At 52.7% G+C, this 23,758-nt stretch carries 22 protein-coding genes; all 22 read left to right on the forward strand.

Annotated elements, in window-relative coordinates:
• The first annotated feature begins 57 nt into the window (after window positions 1-57).
• The gene (gene wcaA / locus QEN32_RS08210) at window positions 58-900 is read left to right on the forward strand and encodes a colanic acid biosynthesis glycosyltransferase WcaA (protein WP_000205695.1); all 843 of its coding nucleotides are present in this window, start codon (window positions 58-60) and stop codon (window positions 898-900) included.
• Between the two features lie 2 nt (window positions 901-902).
• Entirely contained in the window at window positions 903-1,391 is a 489-nt protein-coding gene (gene wcaB, locus QEN32_RS08215; protein ID WP_000888724.1) for a colanic acid biosynthesis acetyltransferase WcaB, read from the forward strand.
• A complete protein-coding gene (gene wcaC, locus QEN32_RS08220) occupies window positions 1,388-2,605 on the forward strand; it encodes a colanic acid biosynthesis glycosyltransferase WcaC (protein WP_115276103.1) in 1,218 nt (405 codons plus the stop codon). Before wcaB ends, wcaC begins: the two co-directional genes overlap by 4 nt.
• Complete coding sequence (gene wcaD / locus QEN32_RS08225; protein WP_133322637.1) at window positions 2,580-3,794, forward strand: colanic acid polymerase WcaD; 1,215 nt, start codon at window positions 2,580-2,582, stop codon at window positions 3,792-3,794. Before wcaC ends, wcaD begins: the two co-directional genes overlap by 26 nt.
• A 12-nt stretch (window positions 3,795-3,806) precedes the next feature.
• Complete coding sequence (gene wcaE / locus QEN32_RS08230) at window positions 3,807-4,553, forward strand: colanic acid biosynthesis glycosyltransferase WcaE (RefSeq protein WP_000480134.1); 747 nt, start codon at window positions 3,807-3,809, stop codon at window positions 4,551-4,553.
• A gap of 15 nt (window positions 4,554-4,568) precedes the next feature.
• Window positions 4,569-5,123 (forward strand): colanic acid biosynthesis acetyltransferase WcaF, encoded by a 555-nt coding sequence (wcaF, locus tag QEN32_RS08235; RefSeq protein WP_001153603.1) that lies wholly within the window; start codon window positions 4,569-4,571, stop codon window positions 5,121-5,123.
• Window positions 5,124-5,146: 23 nt separating this feature from the next.
• Window positions 5,147-6,268, forward strand: a complete 1,122-nt coding sequence (gene gmd / locus QEN32_RS08240) for a GDP-mannose 4,6-dehydratase (RefSeq protein ID WP_000048160.1) — start codon at window positions 5,147-5,149, stop codon at window positions 6,266-6,268.
• Between the two features lie 2 nt (window positions 6,269-6,270).
• Entirely contained in the window at window positions 6,271-7,236 is a 966-nt protein-coding gene (locus tag QEN32_RS08245; RefSeq protein WP_001041701.1) for a GDP-L-fucose synthase, read from the forward strand.
• Between the two features lie 2 nt (window positions 7,237-7,238).
• The gene (locus QEN32_RS08250) at window positions 7,239-7,712 is read left to right on the forward strand and encodes a GDP-mannose mannosyl hydrolase (protein WP_001748574.1); all 474 of its coding nucleotides are present in this window, start codon (window positions 7,239-7,241) and stop codon (window positions 7,710-7,712) included.
• Complete coding sequence (wcaI, locus tag QEN32_RS08255) at window positions 7,709-8,932, forward strand: colanic acid biosynthesis fucosyltransferase WcaI (protein ID WP_133322639.1); 1,224 nt, start codon at window positions 7,709-7,711, stop codon at window positions 8,930-8,932. The genes QEN32_RS08250 and wcaI overlap by 4 nt, the downstream gene beginning before the upstream one ends.
• Complete coding sequence (gene cpsB / locus QEN32_RS08260; protein ID WP_000605946.1) at window positions 8,929-10,371, forward strand: mannose-1-phosphate guanyltransferase; 1,443 nt, start codon at window positions 8,929-8,931, stop codon at window positions 10,369-10,371. Before wcaI ends, cpsB begins: the two co-directional genes overlap by 4 nt.
• A gap of 110 nt (window positions 10,372-10,481) precedes the next feature.
• Window positions 10,482-11,852, forward strand: coding sequence for a colanic acid biosynthesis phosphomannomutase CpsG (gene cpsG / locus QEN32_RS08265; protein ID WP_133322641.1), 1,371 nt, complete (start codon window positions 10,482-10,484; stop codon window positions 11,850-11,852).
• 53 nt (window positions 11,853-11,905) lie between these two features.
• The gene (gene wcaJ, locus QEN32_RS08270) at window positions 11,906-13,300 is read left to right on the forward strand and encodes an undecaprenyl-phosphate glucose phosphotransferase (RefSeq protein ID WP_000183166.1); all 1,395 of its coding nucleotides are present in this window, start codon (window positions 11,906-11,908) and stop codon (window positions 13,298-13,300) included.
• 131 nt (window positions 13,301-13,431) lie between these two features.
• The gene (gene wzxC / locus QEN32_RS08275; RefSeq protein WP_000058679.1) at window positions 13,432-14,910 is read left to right on the forward strand and encodes a colanic acid undecaprenyl disphosphate flippase WzxC; all 1,479 of its coding nucleotides are present in this window, start codon (window positions 13,432-13,434) and stop codon (window positions 14,908-14,910) included.
• A 21-nt stretch (window positions 14,911-14,931) separates the two neighbouring features.
• Window positions 14,932-16,212 (forward strand): colanic acid biosynthesis pyruvyl transferase WcaK, encoded by a 1,281-nt coding sequence (gene wcaK / locus QEN32_RS08280; RefSeq protein ID WP_000770901.1) that lies wholly within the window; start codon window positions 14,932-14,934, stop codon window positions 16,210-16,212.
• Complete coding sequence (wcaL, locus tag QEN32_RS08285; RefSeq protein ID WP_133322643.1) at window positions 16,209-17,429, forward strand: colanic acid biosynthesis glycosyltransferase WcaL; 1,221 nt, start codon at window positions 16,209-16,211, stop codon at window positions 17,427-17,429. The genes wcaK and wcaL overlap by 4 nt, the downstream gene beginning before the upstream one ends.
• 10 nt (window positions 17,430-17,439) lie before the next feature.
• Complete coding sequence (gene wcaM, locus QEN32_RS08290) at window positions 17,440-18,843, forward strand: colanic acid biosynthesis protein WcaM (RefSeq protein ID WP_080250359.1); 1,404 nt, start codon at window positions 17,440-17,442, stop codon at window positions 18,841-18,843.
• Window positions 18,844-19,020: 177 nt separating this feature from the next.
• Window positions 19,021-19,914: a GalU regulator GalF gene (gene galF, locus QEN32_RS08295; RefSeq protein ID WP_000981469.1), complete on the forward strand. Its 894-nt coding sequence runs from the start codon at window positions 19,021-19,023 to the stop codon at window positions 19,912-19,914.
• Window positions 19,915-20,290: 376 nt separating this feature from the next.
• Window positions 20,291-21,376 (forward strand): dTDP-glucose 4,6-dehydratase, encoded by a 1,086-nt coding sequence (gene rfbB / locus QEN32_RS08300; RefSeq protein ID WP_080197992.1) that lies wholly within the window; start codon window positions 20,291-20,293, stop codon window positions 21,374-21,376.
• Window positions 21,376-22,275 (forward strand): dTDP-4-dehydrorhamnose reductase, encoded by a 900-nt coding sequence (gene rfbD, locus QEN32_RS08305; protein ID WP_001023662.1) that lies wholly within the window; start codon window positions 21,376-21,378, stop codon window positions 22,273-22,275. Before rfbB ends, rfbD begins: the two co-directional genes overlap by 1 nt.
• Window positions 22,276-22,322: 47 nt before the next feature.
• Window positions 22,323-23,201, forward strand: a complete 879-nt coding sequence (gene rfbA / locus QEN32_RS08310) for a glucose-1-phosphate thymidylyltransferase RfbA (RefSeq protein WP_126523980.1) — start codon at window positions 22,323-22,325, stop codon at window positions 23,199-23,201.
• Window positions 23,202-23,753, forward strand: coding sequence for a dTDP-4-dehydrorhamnose 3,5-epimerase (rfbC, locus tag QEN32_RS08315; protein WP_077914013.1), 552 nt, complete (start codon window positions 23,202-23,204; stop codon window positions 23,751-23,753).
• The last annotated feature ends 5 nt before the right edge of the window (window positions 23,754-23,758 follow it).

Genomic DNA, 23,758 nt, shown 5'->3' on the forward strand with positions numbered 1-23,758 from the left:
GTGACTGTAGGCCGGACAAGCGTAGCGCCATGCGGCAAAACTATCTGGGGAATAAGCATGACAACAGACAATCCGCTGATCTCAATTTATATGCCAACCTGGAACAGGCAGCAGTTGGCTATCCGGGCGATTAAATCAGTACTACGTCAGGACTACCGTCACTGGGAGATGATCATCGTGGATGATTGCTCCTCGTCTTATCAGCAGCTACAACAATTTGTTGAGGAGCTGAACGACCCGCGCGTCCGTTATACCCATAACGCCAGGAATACCGGCGCCTGCGCGGTTCGCAACCAGGCCATTATGCAGGCGCAAGGGCACTACATTACCGGTATTGATGATGACGATGAATGGACGCCAAACCGTCTGAGCGTGTTTCTGGCCCATAAACACCAGTTGACTACGCACGCCTTTTTGTATGCCAACGACTATGTGTGTGAGGGCGAGGTCTACTCTCAGCCTGCCAGCCTGCCGCTGTATCCGAAATCCCCTTATTCGCGCCGCTTGTTCTACAAGCGCAATATTATTGGCAATCAGGTTTTTACCTGGGCCTGGCGTTTTAAAGCGTGTTTGTTCGATACCGAACTCAAGGCGGCGCAGGATTACGACATTTTTCTGCGTATGGTGGTGGAATATGGCGAACCGTGGAAAGTCGAAGAGGCGACGCAAATTTTACATATCAACCACGGCGAGATGCAGATTACCTCTTCGCCGAAAAAGTTCTCCGGCTATTTCCATTTTTATCGTAAGCACAAAGATAAATTCGATCGCGCCAGCAAAAAATACCAGCTTTTTACCCTGTACCAAATTCGCAATAAGCGAATGACCTGGCGCACGTTGCTGACGTTGCTCTCCGTGCGTAATAGCAAACGCCTGGCGGCCGGGCTGCGGGGGCGATAACGATGCTGGAAGACTTACGCGCGAATAGCTGGAGCTTACGCCCCTGTTGCATGGTGCTGGCCTACCGTATCGCTCATTTTTGTTCCGTCTGGCGCAAAAAGAATGTGCTGAATAATCTGTGGGCCGCGCCGGTGCTGGTGCTGTATCGCGTGATCACGGAATGCCTGTTCGGGTATGAAATCCAGGCCGCCGCGACCATTGGTCGGCGGTTCACTATCCATCATGGTTACGCGGTAGTGATCAACAAACATGTCGTCGCCGGCGACGATTTTACCATTCGCCACGGCGTCACCATTGGCAATCGCGGCGCGGACAGCCTGGCTTGTCCGGTGATTGGTCACGGCGTTGAGCTGGGGGCGAATGTCATCCTGCTTGGCGATATTACTATTGGTAATCACGTCACGATTGGCGCGGGTAGCGTGGTGCTTGACAGTATTCCGGACCATGCGCTGGTGGTGGGAGAAAAAGCACGGGTGAAGGTCAGCACATGAATATTCTGCAATTTAATGTACGGCTGGCGGAAGGGGGCGCGGCGGGAGTGGCGTTGGATCTCCATCTGCGGGCATTGCAAAAAGGGCTGACGTCACGTTTTGTCTATGGTTATGGCAAAGGCGGAAAAAAAAGCGTCAGCCACCACCGTTATCCGCAGGTGATAAAACAGACGCCGCGCGGCACGGCAATCGCTAATATCGCGCTGTTTCGTTTCCTGAATCGCGATCTGTTTGGCAATCTCGACAATCTTTACCGCACGGTTATCCAGACATCCGGCCCGCTGGTGCTGCATTTTCATGTTCTCCACAGTTACTGGCTAAACCTGGCGGACATCGTGACGTTTTGCGAAAAAGTCAAAGCGCAAAAACCAGACGTCACTCTGGTCTGGACGCTGCACGATCACTGGAGCGTCACCGGGCGTTGCGCCTTCACCGACGGTTGCGAGGGCTGGAAAAGCGGCTGCCAAAAATGTCCGACCCTAAGCAATTATCCGCCGGTCAGGGTGGATCGGGCGCACCAGCTTATTGGCGGCAAACGTCAGCGCTTTCGGGACATGCTGCGGCTGGGCTGCCGGTTTATTTCACCGAGCCAGCACGTGGCCGAGGCCTTTAACAGCGTTTATGGCGCGGGACTCTGCCGGGTGATTAACAACGGTATCGATCTGGCGACCGAGGCGATTCTCGCGCAACTATCACCTGTGCCGCTGAATCCGGGCAAACCGCGGATCGCCATTGTGGCGCATGACTTGCGTTACGACGGCAAAACTGACCAGCGTCTGGTACACGACATGATGGCGCTGGGCGAAAAAATTGAACTGCATACCTTCGGTAAATTTTCGCCTTTTACCGGCCAAAACGTCGTTAATCACGGTTTTGAAACCGATAAGCGCAAATTAATGAGCGCGCTCAATGAGATGGATGCGCTGGTCTTTAGCTCGCGGGTCGATAACTATCCGCTGATCTTGTGTGAAGCGCTCTCGATCGGCGTACCGGTAATCGCCACCCACAGCGAGGCGGCGCAGGAGGTACTGGCGAAATCCGGCGGCCAGACCTTTGCCGCTACAGATGTCCTGCGCCTGGCGCAGCGGCGTAAGCCAGAGATTGCTCAGGCGGTATTTGGCGCAACGCTGGACGCCTTTCGTATGCGTAGCCGCGTCGCGTACAGCGGTCAACAGATGCTGGAGGAGTATGTCTCGTTCTATCAGAATCTGTAGCTATCTGCTGCTGCCGCTGATCTACCTACTGGTCAATGTCAAGATTGCCCAACTGGGGGAAAGCTTTCCCATTACCATCGTCACTTTTTTACCGCTGTTGCTGCTGTTATTTGTGGAACGCATTAGCGTAAAAAAATTGATGATCGCCTTAGGCATCGGCGCGGGGCTTACAGCATTTAACTTCCTGTTCGGCCAGTCGCTGAATGCCGGTAAATATGTCACGTCCACGATGCTGTTTGTCTATATTGTGGTCATTATCGGGATGGTCTGGAGTATCCGATTCAAAACCATTTCCGCGCATAACCACCGAAAGATTTTGCGTTTTTTTTATCTGGTGGTGGGTATAGTGGTCGCGCTCGCCGCAGTTGAGATGGCGCAAATTATCCTTACCGGCGGCAGCAGTATTATGGAAGGAATTTCGAAATATCTCATTTACAGTAATAGCTATGTACTGAACTTCATAAAATTTGGCGGTAAGCGTACCACTGCGCTTTATTTTGAACCGGCATTTTTCGCTTTGGCACTAATCTCAATTTGGCTGAGCATCAAACAGTTTGGTATCAAAACACCGAAAAGCGATGCTATGATTCTGGCAGGGATAATATTATCAGGATCATTTTCAGGGGTAATGACATTTATCCTGTTTTACCTTCTGGAGTGGGCGTTCCAATATTTGAATAAGGATGCGATAAAGAAAAAACTTCCACTGGCGCTGGTCTCATTAACCCTGTTTTTTGTTGGGGTAATTATTGCATTTCCTTATATCGCGACACGACTTGGCGATTTAGGGACGGAAGGCTCATCTTCTTATTATCGTATTGTGGGCCCCTTAGTCATGGTCGGATATTCCTTGACCCATATTGATGGTGTAGTCAGATTTGGCTCACTTTATGAATACGTTGCATCATTCGGAATCTTTAACGGTGCGGATGTCGGGAAAACCATAGACAATGGATTGTATCTGCTGATTATTTATTTTTCCTGGTTCGCAGTGCTAATGACGCTGTGGTATATGGGGAAAGTTTTAAAAATGGCGCTAAATGCGTTTGGCGATAATCGTAATTTTCGGGTGCAGCTCTATCTTTTTACGCCGGTGTCGCTGTTTTTTACCGGTTCAATATTTAGCCCGGAATATGCTTTTTTAATCGTCTGTCCGTTCATTTTGCGCAAGGCGTTAAAAATTTCATAACGGGGTGGTTGCATGTTTTTAAGCGTCGTTACCGTCGCCTTTCGCAATTACGAAGGGGTGGTAAAAACCTGGCGCTCGCTGCGCAATCTGGCGCGCGATCCGGGTCTGTCATTTGAATGGATCGTAGTGGATGGCGGTTCGGAGGACGGCACGCGCGAATTTCTGCAAAAACGTCACGGTGAGTTTAACCTGCGTTTTATCAGTGAAAAGGATCGCGGTATTTATGATGCCATGAACAAAGGCATTGCGCTGGCGCAGGGGCGCTATACCCTGTTTCTTAATTCCGGTGATGCGTTCCATGATGATGCCGCGCTGTTTGTCCGCCAACTGGCGCGACAAAAGGGCGAGGCGATGTATATTGGCGACGCGCTGCTGGATTTCGGCGGCGGGCATAAAATACGCCGGAAGGCTAAACCCGGGTATTATATCTACCATAGTTTGCCAGCCAGCCATCAGGCGATATTTTTCCCGACGGTAGCGTTAAAAAAGTATCCTTATGATCTGCAATATCATGTCTCTTCAGATTATGCGCTGGCGGCCCGTCTCTATAAAGCAGGCTATCCTTTTCGGCGAATTAACGGACTGGTATCTGAATTTTCGATGGGCGGCGTGTCAACCTCGAATAATCTGGAATTATGTCAGGATGCAAAAAACGTACAGCGAAAAATATTACGTGTGCCAGGGTTTTGGGCGCAATTATCCTATTTATTACGTCTGAAAACGACGGGTAAAACAAAAGCGCGGTATAACAAAGTCTAATTACCGGGAGTTATTATGCAGGATCTTAGCGGCTTTACGGTGCCGAAAGGGTTCCGCGGCGCTAATGCGCTAAAAGTACAATTATGGTGGGCGGTACAGGCGACATTATTCGCCGGGTCGCCGCAAATATTGTATCGCTGGCGAGCCTTTTTGCTGCGTCTGTTTGGCGCCAAAATTGGAAAGAATGTGGTTATTCGACCGTCAGTAAAAATTACCTATCCGTGGAAATTAACCGTCGGCGATTATGCCTGGGTAGGCGACGACGCTGTGTTATATACGTTGGGTGAAATTAATATTGGCGCACATGCGGTCATTTCACAAAAAGGGTATTTGTGTACCGGTAGCCATGATTATACCAGCGCCCATTTCGATATTAACGCCGCGCCGATTGTTATTGGCGAAAAATGTTGGCTGGCAACCGATGTTTTTGTCGCGCCCGGCGTGACGATAGGTCATGGCACCGTCGTCGGCGCGCGCAGCAGCGTATTTAAATCATTACCGGCAAATGCGATTTGTCGGGGCAATCCCGCAGTGGTAACGCGCCAGCGCGTTCAGAAAGTTACTCCCTAACGGGACTATTTGAGGAAATGAAAATGTCAAAAGTCGCTCTCATTACTGGCGTAACCGGACAGGATGGGTCTTACCTGGCAGAATTTCTGCTGGAAAAAGGGTATGAGGTGCATGGTATCAAGCGCCGCGCGTCATCGTTTAATACCGAGCGCGTGGACCATATTTATCAGGATCCGCACAGCTGCAACCCGAAATTTCATCTGCATTATGGCGACCTGACCGACGCCTCCAACCTGACCCGCATTTTACAGGAAGTGCAGCCGGATGAGGTCTACAACCTGGGCGCAATGAGCCACGTGGCGGTGTCGTTTGAGTCGCCGGAATATACCGCCGATGTGGATGCGATGGGCACGCTGCGCCTGCTGGAGGCGATTCGCTTCCTCGGTCTTGAAAAGAAAACGCGGTTCTACCAGGCCTCCACCTCTGAACTGTACGGTCTGGTGCAGGAAATTCCGCAGAAAGAGACCACGCCGTTCTACCCGCGTTCCCCCTATGCGGTGGCGAAACTGTACGCCTACTGGATCACCGTCAACTACCGTGAATCCTACGGCATTTACGCCTGTAACGGCATTCTGTTTAACCATGAGTCCCCGCGTCGCGGCGAAACCTTCGTCACCCGTAAGATCACCCGCGCCATCGCCAATATCGCGCAGGGACTGGAGTCCTGCCTGTATCTCGGCAACATGGACTCGCTGCGCGACTGGGGCCATGCGAAAGATTACGTGCGGATGCAGTGGATGATGTTACAGCAGGAGCAGCCGGAAGATTTCGTGATTGCCACCGGCGTGCAGTATTCCGTACGCCAGTTTGTGGAGCTGGCGGCGGCGCAACTGGGGATAAAACTGCGCTTTGAAGGCGAAGGCATTAATGAGAAAGGGATCGTGGTATCCGTTACCGGACACGATGCGCCGGGCGTGAAACCGGGGGATGTGATTGTGGCCGTTGATCCGCGTTATTTCCGTCCGGCGGAAGTGGAAACCCTGCTGGGCGACCCGTCCAAAGCGCATGAGAAACTGGGCTGGAAACCGGAAATCACCCTGTCGGAGATGGTCTCCGAGATGGTGGCGAACGATCTGGAGGCCGCGAAAAAACACTCACTGCTGAAATCTCACGGTTACGAGGTGGCCATCGCGCTGGAGTCCTGAGAATGAATAAGCAACGAATTTTTGTGGCGGGCCATCGCGGGATGGTGGGATCCGCCATTGTACGGCAGCTTGCGCAGCGCGGCGACGTGGAACTGGTACTGCGCACCCGCGATGAGCTGGATCTGCTCGACGGGCGTGCGGTACAGGCGTTCTTTGCCGGGGCGGGCATCGACCAGGTTTATCTGGCGGCGGCGAAAGTGGGCGGTATTGTTGCCAACAACACGTATCCGGCGGATTTTATTTATGAAAACATGATGATAGAGAGCAACATTATTCACGCCGCGCACCTGCACAACGTGAACAAACTGCTGTTTCTCGGTTCGTCCTGTATCTATCCGAAACTGGCAAGGCAGCCGATGGCGGAAAGCGAGCTGCTGCAGGGGACGCTGGAGCCGACCAACGAGCCGTACGCCATCGCCAAGATCGCCGGGATTAAACTGTGCGAGTCCTACAACCGGCAGTACGGTCGCGACTACCGTTCGGTGATGCCAACCAACCTGTACGGCCCGCATGATAATTTCCACCCGGACAATTCACATGTGATCCCGGCGCTGCTGCGTCGCTTTCATGAGGCTGCGCAGAGCCACGCGCCGGAGGTGGTGGTGTGGGGCAGCGGCACGCCGATGCGCGAATTTCTGCACGTTGACGATATGGCGGCGGCCAGTATTCACGTGATGGAGCTGGCGCGCGAAGTGTGGCAGGAGAACACTGCCCCGATGCTGTCGCACATTAACGTCGGCACTGGCGTGGACTGCACCATCCGCGAGCTGGCGCAGACCATCGCAAAGGTGGTGGGTTACCAGGGCCGGGTGGTGTTCGACGCCGCGAAGCCGGACGGCACGCCGCGTAAATTGCTCGACGTCACGCGCCTGCATCAGCTTGGCTGGTATCACGAAATTTCACTGGAGGCAGGGCTTGCCGGTACTTACCAGTGGTTCCTTGAGAATCAGCAACGGTTCCGGGGGTGACAATGTTTTTACGTCAGGAAGATTTCGCCGCCGTGGTGCGGACCACGCCCCTCATCTCCCTCGATTTCATTGTGGAAAACGGCCAGGGGGAAATTTTACTGGGCCAGCGTCTCAACCGTCCGGCGCAGGGCTACTGGTTTGTGCCGGGGGGGCGGGTGTGCAAAGACGAAACGCTGGAGGCCGCCTTTGCACGCCTGACGCAGGCGGAACTGGGCGTGCGTCTGCCGCTGGCGGCAGGGACGTTTTATGGCGTCTGGCAGCACTTCTATGACGACAACTTTTCCGGTGAGGATTTTTCAACTCACTACATCGTGCTCGGCTTTCGTCTGCGCGTGGCGGAGAGCGATTTACGCCTGCCTGACACCCAGCATGGCAGTTACCGCTGGCTGACGCCGGAACAGCTTCTGGCAAGCGATAATGTTCATGAGAACAGTCGGGCCTACTTCTCTCCTGACGCGCCGGCGGTGGGCCTATGAAGATCCTGGTCTATGGCATTAACTATTCACCGGAACTGACCGGTATCGGCAAATATACCGGCGAAATGGTGGCGTGGATGGCGCAGGAAGGCCATGAGGTGCGGGTCATTACTGCGCCGCCGTACTACCCGCAGTGGAAGGTCGGTGAGCGCTATTCCGCCTGGCGCTATCGCCGGGAAGAGGGCGAGGCTACCGTCTGGCGCTGCCCGCTGTATGTGCCGAAACAGCCCTCCACCCTAAAACGACTACTTCATCTGGGGAGCTTTGCATTGAGCAGTTTTTTCCCACTGATGGCGCAGCGTCGCTGGAAGCCGGATCGGATTATCGGCGTTGTACCGACGCTCTTTTGTACGCCGGGAATGCGCCTGCTGGCGACACTCTCCGGCGCGCGTACCGTTCTGCATATTCAGGATTACGAAGTGGACGCCATGCTCGGCTTAGGAATGGCGGGAAAAGGCAAGCGCGGCAGCGTAGCGCGGTTAGCGACGGCCTTTGAACGCAGCGCGCTGCGTAACGTTGATAATGTTTCGACCATTTCTCGCTCCATGATGAATAAAGCGCGGGAAAAAGGCGTCGCGGCGGAAAAAATCCTCTTTTTTCCGAACTGGTCGGAAGTGGCGCGCTTTCAGGACGTTAATGACGCTGACGTGACGGCTTTGCGTCAGCAGCTTGGCTTGCCAGAGGGCAAAAAAATTGTGCTCTATTCCGGCAATATCGGCGAAAAGCAAGGGCTGGAAAAGGTAATTGACGCCGCGGAACGATTACGCGATCGACCGTTGATTTTTGCGATTGTCGGCCAGGGGGGCGGCAAGGCGCGGCTGGAGAACATGGCCCGCGAACGCGGCCTGGCAAATATTAAATTCCTCCCGCTGCAGCCTTACGACGCCTTACCCGCGCTGCTGAAAATGGGCGACTGCCATCTGGTGGTGCAAAAGCGCGGCGCGGCGGATGCGGTACTGCCCTCCAAGCTGACTAACATTCTGGCGGTCGGCGGCAATGCGGTGATTACCGCTGAGCCGCACACCGAATTAGGACAACTTTGCGCGTGTTATCCGGGCATCGCCGTTTGCGTGGAGCCGGAGTCAACCGACGCGCTGGTTAACGGGATTAGCCAGGCGCTCGCCATGCCGAAAAACAACACGACGGCACGTGAATACGCCGAACGCACGCTCAATAAAGAGAACGTGCTACGCCAATTTATTGCAGATATTCGGGGATGATAATGCGTCAGACAAAACTTTACCCGGTTGTGATGGCCGGTGGCTCCGGTAGCCGATTGTGGCCGCTTTCTCGCGTGCTTTATCCAAAACAGTTTCTGTGCCTGAAAGGCGATCTCACCATGCTGCAAACCACCATTTGCCGTCTGAACGGCGTGGAGTGCGAAAGCCCGGTGGTTATCTGCAACGAACAGCACCGTTTTATCGTTGCCGAACAGCTCCGCCAGCTCAATAAGCTGACGGAGAACATTATTCTTGAGCCCGCCGGGCGCAATACCGCGCCGGCGATTGCGCTGGCGGCGCTGGCGGCGACGCGCCAGCATACGGACTGCGATCCGCTGATGCTGGTACTGGCGGCGGATCATGCGATCGCCAATGAAGAGGCCTTCCGCGACGCGGTGCGCGGCGCCATGCCCTATGCCGACGCGGGCAAACTGGTGACCTTCGGTATCGTGCCGGATCTGCCGGAAACCGGCTATGGCTATATCCGGCGCGGTGATGTCGTGCCGGGCGCGACGGATGCGGTGGCTTTTGAGGTGGCGCAGTTCGTTGAGAAGCCGGGGCTGGAAACCGCTCAGGCCTACGTCGCCAGCGGCGATTACTACTGGAACAGCGGCATGTTTCTGTTCCGCGCCGGACGCTATCTGGAAGAACTGAAAAAGTTCCGCCCCGATATTCTGGCCGCATGTGAACAGGCGATGCGCGGCGTCGATCCGGATCTTGACTTCATTCGTGTGGATGAAGAGGCCTTCCTCGCCTGTCCGGAAGAGTCCATTGACTACGCGGTGATGGAGCGAACGGCGGACGCGGTGGTGATGCCAATGGACGCGGGCTGGAGCGATGTCGGCTCGTGGTCCTCGCTGTGGGAAATCAGCGCCCACACCCCGGAGGGAAACGTCCACCACGGCGACGTCATCAGCCATAAAACGGAAAACAGCTACGTTTACGCCGAATCCGGCCTGGTGACCACCGTCGGCGTGAAGGATCTGGTGGTGGTGCAGACCAAAGACGCCGTGCTGATTGCCGATCGCCACGCGGTGCAGGACGTGAAAAAGGTGGTGGAGAAGATCAAGGCCGACGGACGCCATGAGCACCACATGCACCGCGAGGTTTACCGTCCGTGGGGCAAATACGACTCCATCGACGCGGGCGAGCGCTATCAGGTGAAGCGCATTACCGTCAAGCCGGGGGAAGGACTGTCGGTGCAGATGCACCATCACCGCGCCGAGCACTGGGTGGTGGTGGCGGGGACCGCCAGAGTCACCATCAACGGCGAGGTTAAGCTGCTCGGTGAAAACGAGTCCATCTATATTCCGCTGGGGGCGACCCACTGCCTGGAAAATCCGGGAAAAATACCGCTCGATTTAATTGAAGTGCGTTCCGGCTCGTATCTCGAAGAGGACGACGTGGTGCGGTTCGAGGATCGTTACGGGCGGGTCTGACGCCTGCAACGGTGCCCGGTAAGCGCAACGCGCCATCCGGCAATGAATAACAATAACGATGTTGGCCATTTACGGTCAGGGCTAACTGTTGCCTGAAGAAGGGTAAGAACATGACAAAATTAACCTGTTTCAAGGCCTACGACATTCGCGGCAGGCTGGGCGAAGAGCTCAATGAAGATATCGCGTGGCGGATTGGCCGCGCCTACGGCGAATATTTAAAACCGAAAACCATCGTGCTGGGCGGCGACGTGCGTCTGACCAGCGAGGCGCTGAAGCTGGCGCTGGCGAAAGGGTTACAGGACGCGGGCGTTGACGTGCTGGATATCGGTATGTCCGGCACAGAAGAGATTTACTTCGCCACCTTCCACCTCGGCGTGGACGGCGGTATTGAGGTGACCGCCAGCCATAATCCGATGGACTACAACGGCATGAAGCTGGTACGCGAGGGCGCCCGCCCGATAAGCGGCGACACCGGTCTGCGCGACGTTCAGCGTCTGGCGGAAGCGGGCGACTTCCCGCCGGTGAACGAGGCCACGCGCGGCAGCTACAGACAAATCAGCCTGCGCGACGCCTACATCGACCACCTGCTCGGCTATATCAGTGTTAACAATCTCACCCCGCTGAAGCTGGTGTTTAACGCCGGCAACGGCGCGGCGGGGCCGGTCATTGACGCCATCGAAGCGCGCCTGAAGGCGCTGGGCGCGCCGGTGGAGTTCATCAAAATCCACAACACCCCGGACGGCACCTTCCCGAACGGCATTCCCAACCCGTTGCTGCCGGAGTGTCGCGACGACACCCGCAAGGCCGTTATTGAACACGGGGCGGACATGGGTATCGCCTTTGACGGCGACTTCGACCGCTGCTTCCTGTTCGATGAGAAAGGGCAGTTTATCGAGGGGTACTACATCGTCGGGCTGCTGGCGGAAGCATTTCTGGAAAAACACCCGGGGGCGAAGATTATCCACGACCCGCGCCTGACCTGGAACACGGAGGCAGTGGTGACGGCGGCGGGCGGGACGCCGGTGATGTCAAAAACCGGGCACGCCTTTATCAAGGAGCGGATGCGTACGGAGGATGCCATTTATGGTGGGGAAATGAGCGCACATCACTATTTCCGTGATTTTGCCTACTGCGACAGCGGGATGATCCCGTGGCTGCTGGTGGCGGAGCTGGTGTGCCTGAAGGGGCAGTCGCTGGGTGAACTGGTCCGCGACCGGATGGCGGCGTTTCCGGCGAGCGGGGAAATCAACAGCAGACTGGCGGAGCCGGCGGCGGCCATTGCGCGGGTGGAAGCGCACTTTGCGGAAGAGGCGCAGGCAGTGGACCGCACGGACGGTCTCAGCATGTCGTTTGCCAACTGGCGTTTCAACCTGCGCTCGTCAAACACCGAACCGGTGGTGCGCCTGAATGTGGAATCACGCGGCGATATTCCGCTGATGGAAGCGCGAACACGCACTCTGCTGGCGCTGCTGAATCAGTAACGTCAGATCTCCCCTTACCGCCTGCGGGTAAGGGGCCAATCACAGGAACAACGATGACAAATCTAAAAAAGCGCGAACGAGCCAAAACCAATGCATCGTTAATCTCTATGGTGCAACGCTTTTCAGATATCACCATCATGTTTGGCGGGCTGTGGTTCATCTGTGAAGTCAGTGGACTGCCATTCCTGTACATGCACCTGTTGGTGGCGCTGATTACGCTGGTTGTTTTTCAAATGCTGGGCGGGATGACCGATTTTTATCGCTCCTGGCGCGGCGTCAAAATGTCGACAGAGTTAACGCTGTTACTGCAAAACTGGACGCTGAGCCTGATCTTCAGCGCCGGTCTGGTGGCGTTTAATGATGACTTTGACAACCGCCTCGCCACCTGGCTGGCCTGGTATGCGCTGTCCAGCTTGGGCTTAGTGTTATGCCGTTCATTTATTCGTTTCGGCGCGGGTTGGCTACGCAATCGTGGTTATAACACTCGCCGGGTCGCCGTCGCCGGAGATTTGCCTGCGGGCCAGACGTTGCTGGATAGCTTCCGTAATGAGCCGTGGCTGGGTTTTGAGGTGGTGGGCGTCTATCACGATCCTAAACCGGGCGGCGTCTCTGCTGACTGGGCCGGGAACTTCGAGCAGTTAATTGACGATGCGAAAGCCTCGCGAATTCACAATGTTTATATCGCCATGTCAATGAGCGACGGCGCCATGGTGAAAAAACTGGTGCGCGAGCTGGCCGACACCACCTGCTCGGTGATCCTTATTCCCGATGTGTTCACCTTTAATATTCTCCACTCGCGCGTGGAGGAGATGAGCGGCGTTCCGGTCGTTCCGCTGTATGACACGCCGCTATCAGGGATTAACCGTCTGCTTAAACGGGCAGAAGATATCGTGCTGGCGTCGCTGATTCTGCTGCTCATCTCACCGGTACTGTGCTGCATTGCGCTGGCGGTCAAATTGAGCTCGCCCGGGCCGGTGATTTTCCGTCAGACGCGCTACGGGATGGACGGCAAGCCGATCAAGGTCTGGAAGTTCCGCTCAATGAAGGTGATGGAGAACGATAAGGTCGTTACCCAGGCGACGCAAAACGATCCGCGCGTCACCCGGGTAGGTAACTTTTTGCGTCGTACCTCGCTGGATGAATTGCCGCAGTTTATCAACGTATTAACTGGCGGGATGTCCATCGTCGGTCCTCGCCCGCACGCGGTGGCGCATAACGAACAGTATCGTCAGTTGATTGAAGGTTACATGCTACGCCACAAGATGAAGCCGGGCATCACCGGCTGGGCGCAAATTAATGGCTGGCGCGGTGAGACCGATACGCTGGAGAAAATGGAAAAACGCGTGGAGTTCGACCTGGAATACATCCGCGAATGGAGTATTTGGTTCGATATCAAAATCGTTTTTCTGACGATTTTTAAAGGGTTTGTTAATAAAGCGGCGTATTAAGAACCTGACCCACAAGGCTATTTACTTGCCATATCGAACCAGGGCAGCGTGTACGCTCCGGTTTTCCCGCGCTGTCCGTGTTCAATCTGGCTGCGCCAATGACGCCTTGTGAACAGGTTCTGGAGAAAAGAATGAGTTTACGACAAAAAACGATCAGCGGCGCTAAATGGTCGGCTATCGCCACGATAGTGATTATCGGTCTGGGGTTAATTCAGATGACGGTGCTGGCGCGGATCATCGACAACCACCAGTTTGGCCTGTTGACCGTCTCGCTGGTGATTATCGCGCTGGCCGACACGATCTCGGACTTTGGCATCGCGAACTCGATTATCCAGCGTAAAACGATTGGGCATCTGGAGCTGACCACGCTCTACTGGCTAAACGTTGGGCTTGGGATTGTGGTATTTGCGGTGGTCTTTTGGCTGAGCGATGCGATTGCCCATGTTTTGCATAACCCGGATCTCGCGCCGTTAATCAAAACGTTGTCGCTGGCGTTCATCGTGATCCCTCACGGGCAGCAGTTCCGCGCGCTGATGCAAAAAGAGCTGGAGTTCAATAAGATCGGCATGATCGAAACGACCTCCGTGCTGGCGGGGTTCACCTTTACGGTGATTAGCGCCCATTACTGGCCGCTGGCGTTAACCGCGATTCTCGGCTATCTGGTGAACAGTGCGGTGCGAACGCTGCTGTTTGGTTACTTCGGCCGCAAGATTTACCGTCCGGGGCTGCATTTTTCGCTGGCATCGGTGTCCACGAACCTGCGTTTTGGCGCGTGGCTGACGGCGGACAGTATCGTCAATTACATCAACACGAATTTATCGACGCTGGTACTGGCGAGAATTCTCGGCGCAAGCGTCGCCGGGGGATATAACCTCGCGTACAACGTGGCGGTTGTGCCGCCGGCGAAGCTTAACCCCATCATTACTCGCGTGCTATTTCCGGCATTCGCCAAAATCCAGGACGATACCGAGAAGCTGCGCGTCAACTTCTATAAGTTGCTTTCCGTGGTGGGAATTATCAATTTTCCCGCGCTGTTGGGTCTGATGGTAGTGGCGAACAATTTTGTGCCGTTAGTGTTTGGCGAGAAGTGGAACAGCATTATCCCGATCCTGCAATTGCTGTGCGTGGTGGGGCTGCTGCGTTCGGTCGGCAACCCGATTGGTTCGCTGCTGATGGCGAAAGCGCGCGTGGATATCAGCTTTAAATTCAACGTCTTTAAAACGTTTCTGTTTATCCCGGCAATTCTCATTGGCGGCCATCTGGCGGGGGCGATTGGCGTGACGCTGGGGTTCCTGGTGGTGCAAATCATCAACACCATTCTGAGCTATTTCGTGATGATTAAGCCGGTACTCGGCTCCAGCTATCGTCAGTATATTCTCAGCCTGTGGCTACCGTTTTATCTCTCATTGCCAACATTTATTACCAGCTACGGCGCAGGAAAGCTGGTCGACGGTTATTTACCGTTGTCGGGGGTATTCGCGCTACAGGTTATGGTCGGTATTTTGAGTTTTATTTTAATGATTATTTTTTCACGCAATGCGCTGGTGATGGAAATTAAAAATCAGCTTTTTGGCAGTGCAAAAATGAAAAAGTTATTACGTGTCGGATGACGGGGATATAAGAGGCTATTTATGAAATTATTAATTTTAGGCAACCACACATGCGGCAACCGTGGTGATAGCGCCATTATGCGCGGTTTGCTTGATGCCATCCGTCAACAGGCGCCAGAGGCGGAGATGGATGTGATGAGCCGTTTCCCGGTGAGTTCCGCCTGGTTGCAGGGGCGCCCGATTATTGCCGACCCGCTGTATCAGTTAAGCCAGAAACAGCAGGCGGCGGCAGGGCTTAACGGTCGGGTGAAAAAAGTATTACGCCGTCGTTTTCAGCATAAAATTTTATTGTCTAAAGTCGCCCAGGAAGGATCGCTGCGTAATTTTGCTATCGCGCCGGAATTTGCCGAATTCGCGCAATTTATTGCGCAGTATGACGCCGTCATTCAGGTGGGCGGTTCAAACTATGTCGACTTATACGGTTTGACTCACTTTGAATATCCGCTGTGCGCGTTTATGGCGAACAAACCAATTTATATGGTGGGACATAGCGTCGGCCCTTTCCAGAATCCTGACTTTAACCAGCTCGCCAATTATGTTTTTGGGCGCACCAGTGCGCTGATCCTGCGTGAAACCGTCAGCCGCGATCTGATGACCGCCGCGCAGATCGATACCCGGAAAGTGGAGCAGGGGGTGGATACTGCCTGGTTAGTCGAACGCCGTCACGACGAGTTTGTTGCCAGTTATGCTGTGCAGCACTGGCTGGACGTCACCGCGCGCCGCAAAACCGTCGCGATTACGTTGCGCGATCTGGAGCCGTTTGATAAACGCCTGGGCACCACTCAGCAGGCCTATGAGCAGGCATTTGCCCAGGTCGTGAATCGCCTGATTGCGGACGGTTATCAGGTACTGGCGCTGTCGACCTGCACCAGTATCGATCGCTATAACCGCGATGACCGGATGGTTGCGTTACGGATGGCGAAGTATGTAAACGACTCAGAGCATTTCCATATCGCGATGGACGAACTCAATGACGTGGAAATCGGAAAGATCCTCGCATCCTGCGTACTGACCATCGGGACGCGCCTGCATTCCGCCATTATCTCCATGAATTTTGGCACACCCGCCATCGCCATTAATTATGAACATAAATCCGCCGGGATTATGCAGCAGCTAGGCCTGGCGGAATTGGCCATCGATATCCGTCACTTGCTGAACGGTTCATTACAAAGCGTGGTGGCCGATACGCTCAATCAATTGCCTGCGCTAAAGGCAAAAGTGGCTAACGCCGTCACCGAGGAGCGGGCGAAAGGGTTCACGATGATCAAATCTGTTCTCGACAGAATTCGGGAGGCGCAATGAAAGTCAGCTTTTTTCTGCTGAAATTTCCACTCTCATCGGAAACCTTTGTGCTGAATCAGATTACTGCGTTTATTGATATGGGCCATGAGGTGGAGATTGTCGCGTTACAAAAAGGCGATACCCAACATACTCACGCCGCCTGGGAGAAGTATGGCCTGGCGGCGAAAACCCGCTGGTTACAGGATGAGCCACAGGGACGGCTGGCGAAACTGCGCTACCGGGCATGTAAAACGCTGCCGGGGCTGCATCGGGCGGCGACCTGGAAAGCGCTCAATTTTACCCACTATGGCGATGAATCACGCAATTTGATCCTTTCCGCGATTTGCGCGCAGGTGAGCCAGCCTTTTGTGGCGGATGTGTTTATCGCACACTTTGGTCCGGCGGGCGTGACGGCGGCCAAACTACGCGAACTGGGCGTGCTTCGCGGCAAAATAGCGACTATTTTCCACGGGATTGATATTTCCAGCCGCGAAGTGCTCAGTCATTACACGCCGGAGTATCAGCAGTTGTTTCGTCGTGGCGATCTGATGCTGCCCATCAGCGAACTGTGGGCCGGTCGCCTGAAAAGTATGGGCTGTCCGCCGGAAAAGATTGCCGTTTCGCGCATGGGCGTCGACATGACGCGTTTTACCCATCGTTCGGTGAAAGCGCCAGGGATGCCGCTGGAGATGATTTCCGTCGCGCGCCTGACAGAAAAAAAAGGCCTGCATGTGGCGATTGAAGCCTGTCGGCAACTGAAAGCACAGGGCGTGGTGTTTCGCTACCGCATTCTGGGGATTGGCCCGTGGGAACGTCGGCTGCGCACGCTCATCGAGCAGTATCAGCTAGAGGATGTCATTGAGATGCCGGGGTTTAAACCGAGCCATGAAGTGAAGGCGATGCTGGATGACGCCGATGTTTTTTTGCTGCCGTCGATTACCGGCACGGATGGCGATATGGAAGGTATTCCGGTAGCGCTGATGGAGGCGATGGCGGTAGGGATTCCCGTGGTATCTACCGTGCATAGCGGTATTCCGGAACTGGTGGAGGCCGGCAAATCCGGCTGGCTGGTGCCGGAAAACGATGCGCAGGCGCTGGCGGCCCGACTCGCTGAGTTCAGCCGGATTGACCACGACACGCTGGAGTCGGTGATCACGCGCGCCCGTGAAAAAGTGGCGCAAGATTTTAATCAGCAGGTGATTAATCGCCAGTTAGCCTGCCTGCTACAAACGATATAAACGAGGTGGTATGCCCGCGACTAAATTCTCCCGACGTACTCTCCTGACGGCAGGTTCTGCGCTTGCTGTTCTTCCTTTTCTGCGCGCCTTGCCGGTACAGGCGCGTGAACCTCGCCAGACCGTCGATATTAAGGATTATCCGGCGGATGACGGTATCGCCTCGTTCAAACAGGCCTTCGCCGACGGACAGACCGTGGTCGTACCGCCAGGATGGGTGTGTGAAAATATCAATGCGGCGATAACGATTCCGGCGGGAAAAACGCTGCGGGTACAGGGCGCGGTTCGTGGGAATGGCCGGGGACGGTTTATTTTGCAGGACGGGTGTCAGGTGGTGGGGGAGCAGGGCGGCAGTCTGCACAATGTGACGCTGGATGTTCGCGGGTCGGACTGTGTGATTAAAGGCGTGACGATGAGCGGCTTTGGCCCCGTCGCGCAAATTTTCATCGGCGGTAAGGAACCGCAGGTGATGCGTAATCTCATTATCGATGACATCACCGTTACCCACGCCAACTACGCCATTCTCCGCCAGGGATTTCATAACCAAATGGACGGCGCGCGGATTACGCATAGCCGCTTTAGCGATTTGCAGGGGGACGCCATTGAGTGGAATGTCGCGATTCACGACCGCGACATCCTGATTTCCGATCATGTCATCGAACGCATTGATTGTACCAATGGCAAAATCAACTGGGGGATCGGCATCGGGCTGGCGGGTAGCACCTATGACAACAGTTATCCTGAAGATCAGGCAGTAAAAAACTTTGTGGTGGCCAATATTACCGGATCTGATTGCCGACAGCTGGTGCACGTAGAAAATGGCAAACATTTCGTCATTCGCAATGTCAAAGCCAAAAACATCACGCCCGATTTCAGTAAAAAGGCGGGTATTGATAACGCAACGATCGCAATTTATGGCTGTGATAATTTCGTCATTGATAATATTGATATGACGAATAGTGCCGGGATGCTTATCGGCTATGGCGTTGTTAAAGGAAAATACCTGTCAATTCCGCAAAACTTTAAATTAAACGCTATTCGGTTGGATAATCGCCAGGTTGCTTATAAATTACGCGGCATTCAAATTTCCTCCGGCAACGCTCCTTCGTTTGTCGCTATCACCAACGTACGGATGACGCGTGCTACGCTGGAACTGCATAATCAACCGCAGCACCTCTTTCTGCGCAATATCAACGTGATGCAAACTTCAGCGATTGGCCCGGCGTTAAAAATGCATTTCGATTTGCGTAAAGATGTCCGTGGTCAATTTATGGCCCGCCAGGACACGCTGCTTTCCCTCGCTAATGTTCATGCCATCAATGAAAACGGGCAGAGTTCCGTGGATATCGACAGGATTAATCACCAAACCGTGAATGTCGAAGCAGTGAATTTTTCGCTGCCGAAGCGGGGAGGGTAAGTACCGTTATTTTTACGAAAATTCCTGGGAAAAAGTTGTTCATACTTAATGTTATGGTGCCGACTAAGACGTAATGTAGAGCGTGCCATCATTATCCCTGGCAGCAGAGTAATTCATGCTGGCGAAAACAAGCTAAAGAGCTATAATTCAGCAACCATTTTACAGGTGGAAGAAACAATGATGAATTTGAAAGCAGTTATACCGGTAGCGGGTTTGGGTATGCATATGTTGCCTGCCACCAAGGCAATCCCAAAAGAGATGCTACCGATCGTCGACAAGCCAATGATTCAGTACATTGTCGATGAGATTGTGGCTGCAGGGATCAAAGAAATCGTACTGGTGACTCACGCGTCCAAAAACGCCGTTGAGAACCACTTCGACACCTCTTATGAACTTGAATCACTTCTTGAACAGCGCGTTAAGCGTCAGCTTTTGGCGGAAGTGCAATCTATCTGCCCACCGGGCGTGACGATTATGAACGTTCGCCAGGCACAGCCGTTAGGGCTGGGGCACTCTATTCTGTGCGCGCGTCCGGTCGTGGGCGATAACCCTTTCATTGTGGTACTCCCGGATATTATTATTGATGATGCTACCGCCGATCCGCTGCGCTATAACCTTGCGGCGATGGTGGCGCGTTTCAATGAAACGGGTCGCAGCCAGGTGCTGGCGAAGCGCATGAAAGGTGATTTATCGGAGTATTCCGTTATCCAGACGAAAGAACCTCTGGATAATGAAGGCAAAGTCAGCCGGATTGTGGAGTTTATCGAAAAACCGGATCAGCCGCAGACGCTGGATTCCGATTTGATGGCGGTAGGCCGTTATGTGCTTTCAGCCGACATCTGGGCGGAACTGGAAAGAACCGAACCGGGCGCCTGGGGCCGCATCCAGCTCACCGATGCTATTGCTGAACTGGCGAAAAAACAGTCGGTTGACGCGATGCTAATGACGGGTGACAGCTATGACTGCGGTAAAAAAATGGGCTACATGCAGGCATTTGTGAAGTACGGGCTGCGCAACCTGAAAGAAGGAGCCAAGTTCCGTAAGAGCATAGAGCAGCTTTTGCATGAATAAGTATTAACAACCGTGATAAATGGTTGGTGATAAACATAATAACGGCAGTGAACATTCGAAGCGGCAAGTTGGCTGAAACGAGTGTTGACTGCCGTTTTAGTTTTGTATAAAGGGCTTAAGTAACAAGGGGTTATCTGGAGCATTTTAATGCTGATTTTATAAGATTAATCCTTGTTTCCGGATGCAATTAATAAGACAATTAGCGTTTAAGTTTTAGTGAGCTTTGCCCTGCTGGGCGAGGTTTGTAACAAGTCGATATGTACGCAGTGCACTGGTAGCTGATGAGCCAGGGGCGGTAGCGTGTGTAACGACTTGAGCAATTAATTTTTATTGGCAAATTAAATACCACATTAAATACGCCTTATGGAATAGAAAAGTGAAGATACTTATTACTGGTGGGGCAGGTTTTATTGGATCAGCTGTTGTTCGCCATATTATTAAGAATACACTGGACACTGTAGTTAATATTGATAAATTAACCTACGCCGGTAATCTTGAATCCCTTTCTGATATTTCTGAAAGTAATCGCTACAATTTTGAACACGCGGATATTTGTGATTCCGCTGAAATAACGCGTATTTTTGAGCAGTACCAGCCGGACGCGGTGATGCATTTGGCTGCGGAAAGTCATGTGGACCGTTCGATTACCGGGCCGGCAGCATTTATTGAAACCAATATCGTCGGCACCTATGTACTTCTTGAAGTTGCGCGTAAATACTGGTCTGCACTTGGCGAAGATAAAAAAAATAATTTTCGTTTTCATCATATTTCCACTGATGAAGTTTACGGCGATTTACCGCATCCTGATGAGGTTGAAAACAGCGTTACGCTGCCGTTATTTACTGAAACGACGGCATATGCGCCAAGTAGCCCCTATTCTGCGTCAAAAGCATCCAGCGATCATTTAGTCCGTGCCTGGCGGCGTACCTATGGTCTACCAACGATCGTTACCAATTGTTCTAATAACTATGGCCCTTATCACTTCCCTGAAAAACTGATTCCACTGGTCATTTTGAATGCGCTGGAAGGAAAGTCTTTGCCAATTTATGGCAAAGGGGATCAGATTCGCGATTGGCTATATGTAGAAGATCATGCTCGCGCGCTTCATATGGTAGTGACTGAAGGCAAGGCAGGGGAGACTTATAACATTGGTGGCCACAATGAGAAGAAAAATCTCGATGTGGTATTTACCATCTGTGATCTGCTGGATGAAATTGTACCCAAAGCGACTTCTTATCGTGAACAAATCACTTATGTCGCCGATCGTCCGGGCCATGATCGTCGTTATGCCATTGATGCAGGTAAAATTAGCCGCGAATTAGGCTGGAAACCGCTGGAGACCTTTGAAAGCGGTATTCGTAAAACAGTGGAATGGTACCTTGCAAATACTCAATGGGTAAACAATGTTAAAAGTGGGGCGTATCAGAGTTGGATAGAACAGAACTATGAAGGACGCCAGTAATGAATATCTTACTTTTTGGTAAGACAGGGCAAGTAGGCTGGGAGTTGCAACGTTCTCTGGCACCAGTGGGGAATCTGATTGCCCTGGATGTCCATTCAAAAGAGTTTTGCGGTGATTTTAGCAATCCGAAAGGCGTTGCCGAAACCGTTCGTAAGCTTCGTCCCGATGTGATTGTTAACGCAGCCGCACATACTGCAGTAGATAAAGCAGAGTCTGAACCAGAACTGGCGCAGTTACTTAACGCCACCAGTGTGGAAGCCATCGCTAAAGCGGCCAACGAAACTGGCGCATGGGTAGTGCATTATTCAACCGATTATGTATTTCCTGGTACCGGCGATATCCCATGGCAGGAAACGGACGCTACGTCGCCGCTGAATGTCTATGGCAAAACCAAACTGGCGGGAGAAAAGGCCCTGCAGGATAACTGCCCTAAGCACCTTATCTTCCGCACCAGTTGGGTTTATGCAGGTAAGGGCAATAATTTCGCAAAGACAATGCTTCGTCTGGCGAAAGAGCGTCAGACACTTTCAGTCATTAACGATCAGTACGGTGCGCCAACCGGTGCGGAATTACTGGCTGACTGCACGGCCCATGCGATCCGTGTGGCGTTAAATAAACCAGAAGTCGCAGGTCTTTACCATCTGGTTGCCGGGGGAACCACAACCTGGCATGACTACGCGGCCTTAGTCTTTGACGAGGCGCGTAAGGCAGGGATAACACTTGCGCTTACTGAGCTTAATGCTGTGCCGACCAGCGCCTACCCGACGCCGGCGAGCAGACCTGGAAATTCGCGTCTCAATACTGAAAAGTTTCAGCGTAATTTTGACCTTATTCTGCCGCAATGGGAATTAGGAGTTAAGCGCATGCTGACTGAAATGTTTACGACGACAACCATCTGATAAATTTAAATGCCCATCAGGGCATTTTCTATGAATGAGAAATGGAAATGAAAACGCGTAAGGGCATTATTTTAGCGGGGGGCTCCGGCACCCGTCTTTATCCGGTGACCATGGCGGTAAGTAAGCAATTGCTACCAATTTATGATAAACCGATGATTTACTATCCCCTTTCCACGCTTATGCTGGCAGGCATTCGGGATATCCTGATCATCAGTACGCCACAGGACACGCCGCGTTTTCAACAACTGCTGGGAGACGGCAGCCAGTGGGGGCTGAATCTTCAATATAAAGTACAGCCAAGCCCGGATGGCTTAGCACAGGCGTTTATTATTGGTGAAGAGTTCATTGGTAATGATGATTGTGCATTAGTACTGGGTGACAATATCTTCTATGGTCATGATTTACCAAAGTTAATGGAAGCTGCCGTTAATAAAGAAAGTGGTGCTACCGTCTTTGCTTATCATGTAAACGATCCAGAGCGCTACGGTGTGGTTGAGTTTGATCAAAATGGTACAGCCGTTAGTCTGGAAGAAAAACCGTTACAACCGAAGAGTAATTACGCGGTAACGGGGCTGTATTTTTATGATAATAGCGTGGTGGAGATGGCGAAAAATCTTAAGCCTTCCGCTCGCGGTGAGTTAGAAATCACGGATATTAACCGTATCTATATGGATCAGGGAAGATTGTCTGTCGCTATGATGGGGCGCGGTTATGCCTGGCTGGATACAGGGACGCATCAGAGTTTGATAGAGGCCAGTAATTTTATTGCAACCATCGAAGAACGCCAGGGGCTAAAAGTGTCCTGCCCGGAAGAGATCGCATTTCGTAAAAATTTTATAAATGCACAACAGGTTATAGAACTGGCTGGGCCATTATTAAAAAATGATTATGGCAAATATTTGCTGACGATGGTGAAAGGTTTATAAGTGATGATTGTGATTAAAACAGCAATACCAGATGTCTTGATCTTAGAGCCTAAAGTTTTTGGTGATGAGAGGGGATTCTTTTTTGAAAGTTATAACCAGCAGACCTTTGAAAAGTTGATTGGACGTAAAATTACATTTGTTCAAGATAATCATTCAAAATCCAAAAAGAACGTACTCAGAGGGCTGCATTTTCAGAGAGGAGCAAATGCACAGGGTAAGTTAGTTCGTTGTGCTGTCGGTGAGGTTTTTGATGTTGCGGTCGATATCCGAAAAGAGTCGCCTACTTTTGGTCAGTGGGTTGGCGTAAATCTATCTGCTGAGAATAAGCGACAGCTTTGGATTCCAGAAGGTTTTGCTCATGGTTTTGTTACTCTCAGTGATTATGCAGAGTTTTTGTACAAAGCAACTAATTATTATTCACCTTCATCGGAAGGTAGCATTCTATGGAATGATGAGACAATAGGTATTGAATGGCCTTTTTCTCAGCTGCCTGAGCTTTCAGCAAAAGATGCTGCAGCACCTTTACTGCATCAAGCCTTGTTAACAGAGTAAGCATC

Source organism: Salmonella sp. SA14318, from assembly GCF_029866905.1.
Taxonomy (GTDB): domain Bacteria; phylum Pseudomonadota; class Gammaproteobacteria; order Enterobacterales; family Enterobacteriaceae; genus Salmonella; species Salmonella enterica.